6 protein-coding genes are annotated in these 8,120 nt (G+C 42.4%); 3 read left to right on the top strand and 3 right to left on the bottom strand.

Features of this window, described 5'->3' with window-relative positions:
* Window positions 1–345: tetratricopeptide repeat protein (locus NJ959_RS21690; protein ID WP_254013827.1), on the top strand; the 345-nt coding region annotated here is incomplete at its 5' end.
* 224 nt (window positions 346–569) lie between these two features.
* Window positions 570–866 carry a helix-turn-helix domain-containing protein gene (locus tag NJ959_RS21685; protein ID WP_254013826.1) on the top strand — a complete coding sequence of 99 codons (297 nt, stop codon included), beginning with the start codon at window positions 570–572 and terminating at the stop codon, window positions 864–866.
* 194 nt (window positions 867–1,060) lie between these two features.
* On the opposite strand, the gene NJ959_RS21680 is transcribed toward NJ959_RS21685, so the two are convergent.
* The 3 genes from NJ959_RS21680 to NJ959_RS21670 all read right to left on the bottom strand — a co-directional run bounded on the left by NJ959_RS21680 (window position 1,061) and on the right by NJ959_RS21670 (window position 6,453).
* The gene (locus tag NJ959_RS21680; protein ID WP_254013825.1) at window positions 1,061–2,710 is read right to left on the bottom strand and encodes an Hsp70 family protein; all 1,650 of its coding nucleotides are present in this window, start codon (window positions 2,708–2,710) and stop codon (window positions 1,061–1,063) included.
* Window positions 2,711–2,783: 73 nt separating this feature from the next.
* Complete coding sequence (locus NJ959_RS21675) at window positions 2,784–3,062, bottom strand: ATP-grasp domain-containing protein (protein WP_254013824.1); 279 nt, start codon at window positions 3,060–3,062, stop codon at window positions 2,784–2,786.
* A 121-nt stretch (window positions 3,063–3,183) separates the two neighbouring features.
* Entirely contained in the window at window positions 3,184–6,453 is a 3,270-nt protein-coding gene (locus NJ959_RS21670) for an adenylate/guanylate cyclase domain-containing protein (protein WP_254013823.1), read from the bottom strand.
* Window positions 6,454–6,916: 463 nt separating this feature from the next.
* Between NJ959_RS21670 and NJ959_RS21665 the strand changes: the two genes are divergently transcribed.
* On the top strand, window positions 6,917–8,119 hold the full coding sequence (locus NJ959_RS21665; RefSeq protein ID WP_254013822.1) for an argininosuccinate synthase: 1,203 nt from the start codon (window positions 6,917–6,919) through the stop codon (window positions 8,117–8,119).
* Window position 8,120: the final 1 nt, after the last annotated feature.

Raw genomic sequence — 8,120 nt, 5'->3', positions numbered from 1 at the left:
GAAAGATTATATCGACAATGCCTAACAATAAAGGAAGAATTAGGCGATCGCAAAGGTATGGCTTCATCTTGGGGAAGTTTAGGCGAAAATGAACTTAAACGTGGCAACCTGGAATTAGCCGAAGTTTATTCTCAGCGTGGTTTAGAAATCGCCCAAGAAATTGGCGATACATACCTTGCGGCAGAAATTTACTGGGTTTTAGCCCAACTCTATCGCCAACGAGGTAACATCAATCTCGCCCAACAACACTACGAAACTTCCCACCAACTCTTCACCCAACTCGGCGCAAATAAAGATATCGAGAAAATAGAGAAAGAATGGGGGAATTTAGACGCACTGGGATAAGAGGGAAAATTAATTCATCATTAGACATCTCCAACAAATAATCTCAAGATATTTTATCTCTGTAGGGGTGAAGCAAGAGGGCGATAACCTTGGCAACAAACCCTAAATATTTATATCCTCTTGCTAGGCTAGCGCCAAGCTAACGCTAACACCCTCCCCTCACTATTGATACCTTAACTGCCTTGTCTATTGCTATACTATAGTTTATATTTTGGAGATGTCTAATGCAAATTACAACTTATCCTAGCGTTTTAACCCTTGAAGAAACCGCCCAATACTTGCGCCTTTCTCCCGAAGTTGTTGTCCAACAAGCTAACATAGGTAAAATTCCAGGACAAGAGATCGATCGTACTTGGCGATTTCTCAAAAGTGCAATTGATGACTGGCTGCGATGCCGCGATGGGAGAACAATATTATTGCGTCAAGCGGGCGCTTTTGCTGACGATGATACTCTAACAGAATTAGAAGAATTGATTTATCATGCTCGTCAGGAATCTACTATCAATCTGAATAATTTATAATGTTCCCAGGTAAATATCATAATTGATTAGAAACTGTTTTCGCAAAAGTAACCTTATGAATATCACCCTTCCTCCCGAACTTCTGCAAACCGCCCAAATGACAGAAGCAGAATCGCATCATCTACCAACTACGAACAATCTCAACACAACAGCACTTAATATAAACACTTAGCAATTAGCAATTAGCAATTACATCAACTTAACTGTGCCACAACTCTATTTTCTAATAAAGTTTCATTAGTTAATAAATCATCAACACTAATCCGCAAAGCGCGATCGCGATCTACGGTAAACTGAATTCTAATCCTGTCGCTGCCTGGATTTCCTTTTGGTGTCAGTTGGGCGATGCTTCTCGCACCATCCCTATCGTTTAATGCTTGTACTGCTATTTTACCGCCACTTAATTGCCGCGTAACTAAACGATCTCCTTCAAAATATACTTCAGTTGCACCGCTATCTGCACCTAATTCGCCGATAATTAATTCAATACTGGGTTGATTTTCTACTGATGCGCCCAATAGTAATTCTACTGCATCTGCCATTGGGTAAGATTGTCCAGCTCTAATAATTGGATGCCAGTTATGGCAATTATTCCGCCTATCCCAATAGCGAATCCCGTAACTGTGATAGAGGAAATCTTGCACTTCAATTCCTTGGGCAAGTTGCAGTGCGCCTTGGGCGATGGCTTCAAATGGTTTATCGCAGCGAATTTTATCTTCATCGAAATATTGTTTTACCCAATTTTGGACAGCAGGAATTTTTACTGTACCGCCAACTAATAAAACACCATCGATATCCGATACTTCTATCCCATTTCGTCGCGCTTGTTGTAATAGTTGTGTCATCCTCTCATTGAGGATATCAAAAAACTGATGTTCTTGTAAAATCTTATCGAAAGTATCGCGATTCAGTTTAAGTTGGTAACTCTCGAAGGTTTCATCATTAAAATAAACCTCTGTGGCTGACTCTTTCTCAGACAACTGAATTTTCAATCTTTCTGCCAGTCTAGTAGTGAGAGGAGACTTGCTTAAACCTTGAGTTTGAGCAAAATAATCCACCAACCAATTATCCAAATCCGCACCGCCCAAATTTTGCCCTACCTTAGCTAAAACACGGGCTAATCTCACCTTTTGCCCCGAACTTTCCCCCAGTAACTTTTCTCCCCATTTGAGGATAAATCCCAAAGGCTTAGTTCCCGATTGACTATTAACATCCAACCGCACCAAAGACAAATCCAGCGTACCCCCACCAAAGTCAACTACTAATAATATCTCCCCCTCAGCAATCCCATAACCCAAAGCCGCCGCCGTCGGTTCATCTAATAGTCTAATCTGTTCAACAGGCAAAGATTTACATACCCCTGTCAGCCAATGGCGATAAGCTTCAAAACTATCAACAGGCACAGTTAAAATCAAAGATTCAATCTTCTCATTCTCCAGTCCCCCCCCTTCATAAGGGGGGGCTAGGGGGGGTAAAAGTTTAGCAATAATCTCACTAATAAACCATTCCCCAACCTCCTCAAACCTGACCATTTTTCCATCCAATTCCGGCAAAAACCCCTGGAGAGCCGTACCAATACCCCGCTTAAAGCTACGGAAGAAACGAGGATTATTTGCGATATCCAAACCGCGATCGCGTACAGATTGCCCTACAATAACCTTACCCTGACTTGCATCTTCCACGTAGACCAAGCTGGGAATTAAGGGCGGATTTTGACTCAGTTGCAGGGATAAACCGGGTAAATTTAAGGTTTCCGGTTGCTGAGTGAGGGAATTCCAACGTGCGATTACCGTGTTACTAGTGCCAAAGTCGATGGCGTAGGATACTGTACTGTTTGTCTTCATCAATATTTATCAATATTTTTTTGATCTACACTTAATTTTATGCAAATTGGATACATATTAGTTCATTGAGTTTCTATTTTGCTTCCTTATCTGGATTTTCCCCATATTCATATCTTGCCCCTTGGGCGTGGGCTACCCAGGGACTTTTGATATTTTTATCTGGGAATCTCCTCGCGTTAAAACCGAATAATTCACCATCTACACAATAGAATCTGTATACTTCCGGTATGGATAATTCAATCAACTCTTGAATCAGAAATGGCTTAGGCCAATTTTTGGGTATTTGACTGATATTTTCCCCATTCCCCACTCCAAAAAACCCACTCCCCATTCCCGATTCCCTACTACCCATGGGAGCATCCCGATTTGGAAGAAATGCAGGTTGTATTCTTTCTCCCCCCTTTGACAAGGGGGGCTGGGGGGGTGAAAAGGGGGGCAAAAAATGAGTATCTTTGCCAAAGTGGGATGCTCCCCTACCCATTACCTCTCCCCGTCAACCAATAAGTAATCATATCCCCCTTACCCTTAACCGAAATCGCACCACGCTTCTCTAAAATATATTTATCCTGCAAACGATTGTAAGTCGCTTCCGTCACTTGAATACCACCAGGAATACCTTGAGATTCCATCCGCGATGCCATATTTACAGTATCACCCCACAAGTCATAAATAAACTTTTTCGTCCCAATTACGCCAGCGACTACTGCGCCCGTATTAATGCCAATTCTAATTTGGAATGGTTCCCCTTTATCAGTTTGGAATTGGGTGATACATGATTGCATCTCTAGCGCTATTTCTGCTATAGCTTCCGCATGATTTGCCATGGGCATTGGTAATCCGCCTGCCACCATATAGGCATCACCGATAGTTTTGATCTTTTCCAACCCATATTTTTCTGACAACTGATCGAATTTAGAAATGATTTGATTGAGTAAGTGAACTAATTCTGTAGGAGACATCCTGCTAGAGAGGGGAGTAAACCCAACAATATCGGCAAATAAAATAGTCACATCATCGAATTGTTCCGCAATGAGTGCTTCGCCATTGGGCTTTCCTAATTTATTCTGATTTTGTTTTAATTGTTGGGCGATTACCTCGGGCAAAATATTTAATAATAAACGTTCAGATTTTTCTTGTTCAACTAGCAAAGCTTCCTCAGCTCTCTTGCGCTGGGTAATATCTTCTAATACTCCCAAAATACCAATCACATTCCCATAGGAATCGTGAATAGGAATTTTACTAATATCTAGCCAAATTGTTTGACCATCTGCTGAAGGCTTCTGTTTCGTTGCGATTACATGTAATTGGGGAGTATTATTTTCCATTATTTTACGATCTTGATCGCGGAATTCATCAGCTATATCTCGGCTAGAAATTAAATCGTAATCTGTAAGTCCTATCACCGCTTCTGGAGATTCAATCTGTGCGTAATTCGCCCAATTTTTGTTACAACCAAGGAATACTAAATCAGTATCTTTCCAGAAAACTTGTTGAGGAATATTATCTAAAACTAACCGCAAATATTGCTCTTTTTCTCTGAGGGCTTCTTCTGCACGCTGGCGATCCCGTGCTTCTAGGGCTAAAGCCACTAAATCCGCCAGAGAGCCGACAAAATTCCGCTCTTCTAACGTCCAATACCGCACTTCTCCCACCCTATCTAAACAAATCGCACCCACTGTTTTCCCACCCAGTCTAATGGCAGCATCTAGCACCGAAGTAAGCCCCGATTCTTCCGAGTAAGATTCTCTTAATTGGCGAGTTCTGATATCATTATAGGCATCATAAGTAGCAATAGTTCGTGCTTCTTCTAATGCTTTAAAATAGGCGCGATAATCATCCGGACTAAGTTTATTTCCTTTGTGATGGGTTCCTTGCGATCGCGAAAATAGGTCAATACATTCTAATGCCGAATCCCGATCGTTATAAAGCCAGATACTAGCTCGTTCGATATCTATTGTATTAACAGCAGCTTCAGTAATTTCTCTCAACGCTGTCTGCCAATCTACTGAATTAGGGATATGATTTTTGGATAGCTCTAACAATACCGCATTCTGGTTCCTGATTCGTCTTTCTCTCTCCTGCTGAACATCTTGAATCCGCTTCCGTTCAGTAATATCATTAACCACAGCTAACAAGCAGTCTCCTTCATCTAGCTTGATGATTTCTGCGGACAATAACCCAGTCCTTACTTCTCCTGACTTGATCCGAAAATCGAATTCCTGACTGCGAATCTTTCTTTCTCTTTCTAGCAACTGGAACATGGCATCTCTATCTTCAGGATTCACCCAAAGATTCAGCTCCAATTCTGTCCGCCCCACAATCTCTTCTAGCTCGTAACCAGTTAGGGAAAGGAAGCTTTCATTTACTTCTATAAAACGTCCATCTCCCATAGTAGAAATGATAATGGGGTGGGGACTAGCGCGAAAAGCTAAGGTAAACTTTTCCTCCGATAGATGCAGGGCTGCGGTTCGTTGTTCCACTCGCACTTCTAATTGCTCGTTTGTTTTTGCCAAGGTGTTAAAGGATGTATGAAGTTGTCTTGCCATCAGGTTAAATGCGGCGGCGAGAACATCCACTTCTGCGATACCATTGACTTCAACCTCTTCCAGTAGCGGTTTGTTAGCAAAGTCTGGTGAAATCGCTTTTTCTGCCAACTCCCGACTCGCTACACTCAATCGTAGAATTGGCTTAGTAATCCAGCCAGAAGTCAAAATACCCAGCCCCGTGGCTAACCCAATTGCCCCTAAAGATAATAAAATTGCGATCCGAGTATTGGCATTAATTTGCTCTGTGAAATCTGATTCTGGCACTACCACTACAATCAGCCAATCCAAACCAAACTTATCTTGAAATGGCGTTATCTGAACAAACTGCTGAGTGCCATCGCTCTTAGTAAAGGCGATTTGTTTGCGCTCTTTAATTTTATTTAAGTTGCCAAACCGCTTCAGCAAATCATCAGTAGTTAATCGAATCATTGGATTACTACTTTCTGATGCTTTAAGCCGTTGAGCTTGACCGTTAATCATGGTGAATGCTCGATCTTTCCGGGAACTAGCAACTAGTAATCCATTCCGTTCTAAGATAAAAGTCTTTCCAGATTTACTAACATTTAAACTATCTAAAAAATCACTAACCTGAGTCAAAATATGATCGATACTGAGAACTCCGATAATCTTGTTATTTTTTTTATCGTAGACAGGATAGCTTGAAGAAATTGATAAAACCTCCGGCTTATCCTCCCACTGGTAAACCGAACTCCACATTGCTTTGCCTGTCTTGACGGGCTGGAAATACCAGTCCTCGCTCCTAGGGTCCCACTCTTTAATCCCGATTAATTTAGTACGATTTCCCCGCTCGTCTGTGTTATAAATGTAAAGTTTGCCCGGTTGTACTTTATTGGAAACTTCATTGATCAGCAATTGACCGTTATCTAAACGCTCAACCCCAATAAATTCACCTTCCTCGTTACCGAATGAAATATAGCCAACATCGAACACTTTCATTTGTTGCCAAAAGTATTGGCCAACACTTTTAAAGTCAGACAAATTCAATAGCCCTAACTCGACAGCATCCAAATTAATTTGATTAATTTGATGAGGAGTGGCTAAATAAACATTCAGATGCTGACTGATACGGTTGCTCACCTCACTCTGCAACTGCTCCGCCAGCTCATTTATCGCTTTTTGTCCGTTGCGGATGGACAACCAACCCGTCAATCCCACAGCGACAGAAATTTGCAGCATAAAGGGGACCACAAGCAGTAGGCGTAGCGGTAATTTTTTACGAGAAGGATTGGAAAACCAACGGCTCAAAGTTCGCAATAACATCAGTTTGTGTCACCTATTCGATTTGCCTGTCACTTGGTTGCCCAATTTAGATGCTTCCCCAATAGATTTTTCTGCTTGGTGCTGTTGCACGGATTGGGTTGGGTATTTTGGCTTCCCTGAGTGCGAGATAAATCTACTTGACAGGAAGCTTATTTTGTTACCTCTAACCTATCCTATTGGCTTTGTTTCCGTTGACGCTCCTCTGTCTCTTGACACAGAGGCTTTCGGCTTTGTTTCTTCTAAGTTTCCATAATAGCCGTAGCTTGATGGCTCTTGCTGTGGAACCAAAGTAGATGCAATTTTTTGTTTGCCCCGATCAATTTATTGTCGCTCAACCAGATACAATGATCTCTTTGTCCTTTCCCAGGGTGAGAAATTCATGGGTCGCGCACGCAAAGTTGTATTAGCCTATTCAGGTGGAGTAGATACCTCTGTCTGTATTCCCTATCTCAAAGAAGAGTGGGGTGTCGAGGAAGTGATTGCCCTGGCAGCAGATTTAGGTCAAGGTGATGAACTAGGACCAATTCAAGAAAAAGCCTTGAAATCCGGAGCAGTAGAATCTCTGGTGGCAGATGCTACTGAAAGCTTCGTCAAAGACTATGCGTTTCCGGCAATTCAAGCTAATGCCCTATACGAGAATCGTTATCCCCTATCCACAGCACTTGCTCGTCCGCTAATTGCTAAGTTATTAGTAGAAGCGGCTGAGAAATATGGTGCAGATGCGGTAGCTCACGGTTGTACAGGTAAGGGAAACGATCAAGTACGGTTTGATGTGTCAATTATGGCACTTAATCCTAGCTTGAAGGTACTCGCACCTGCGCGGGAGTGGGGTTTTAGCCGTGAGGAGACTATTGCTTACGGGGAAAAGTTCGGGATTCCTTCTCCTGTAAAAAAGTCCTCTCCTTATAGTATTGACCGTAACCTCCTCGGACGGAGTATTGAGGCGGGAGTGCTAGAAAATCCGGCAAATGAGCCGCCGGAGGAGATTTATCTGATGACAAAGGCGATCGCAGATACTCCAGATGAGGCAGAATATGTGGAAATTGGGTTTGAATCCGGTATTCCCACTAGTCTCAATGGTAAAGCCCTCAGTCCAGTTGCACTAATTACCGAACTTAACGAGATTACTGGCAATCATGGGGTTGGGCGACTCGATATGATTGAGAATCGCTTAGTCGGGATTAAATCTAGAGAAATCTACGAAGCACCTGCTCTTTTAGTCTTAATCCAGGCGCACCGCGATTTAGAAAGCCTAACTTTAACCGCCGATGTTACCCACTACAAGCGGGGTATTGAGGAGACCTACAGCCATATAATTTATCAAGGATTGTGGTACTCTCCCCTCAAAGCGGCTTTAGATGGCTTCATTCAATCAACTCAGGAACGAGTATCGGGGACAGTGCGGGTTAAATTCCTCAAAGGTAATGCTACCATTGTCGGACGTTGGTCAGATAATTCTCTATACTCTCCCGACTTAGCCACCTACGGCGCAGAAGACAAATTCGATCATAAAGCAGCCGAAGGCTTTATCTACGTTTGGGGATTACCTACTCGGATTTGGTCCCAGAAAGTTAGGGGATAAT

It is taken from the genome of Limnofasciculus baicalensis BBK-W-15 (assembly GCF_024178385.1).
Classification (GTDB): domain Bacteria; phylum Cyanobacteriota; class Cyanobacteriia; order Cyanobacteriales; family Coleofasciculaceae; genus Limnofasciculus; species Limnofasciculus baicalensis.
Note: the sequence above shows the minus strand (reverse complement) of the source record. Positions and strands in the feature narration are given on the sequence as shown.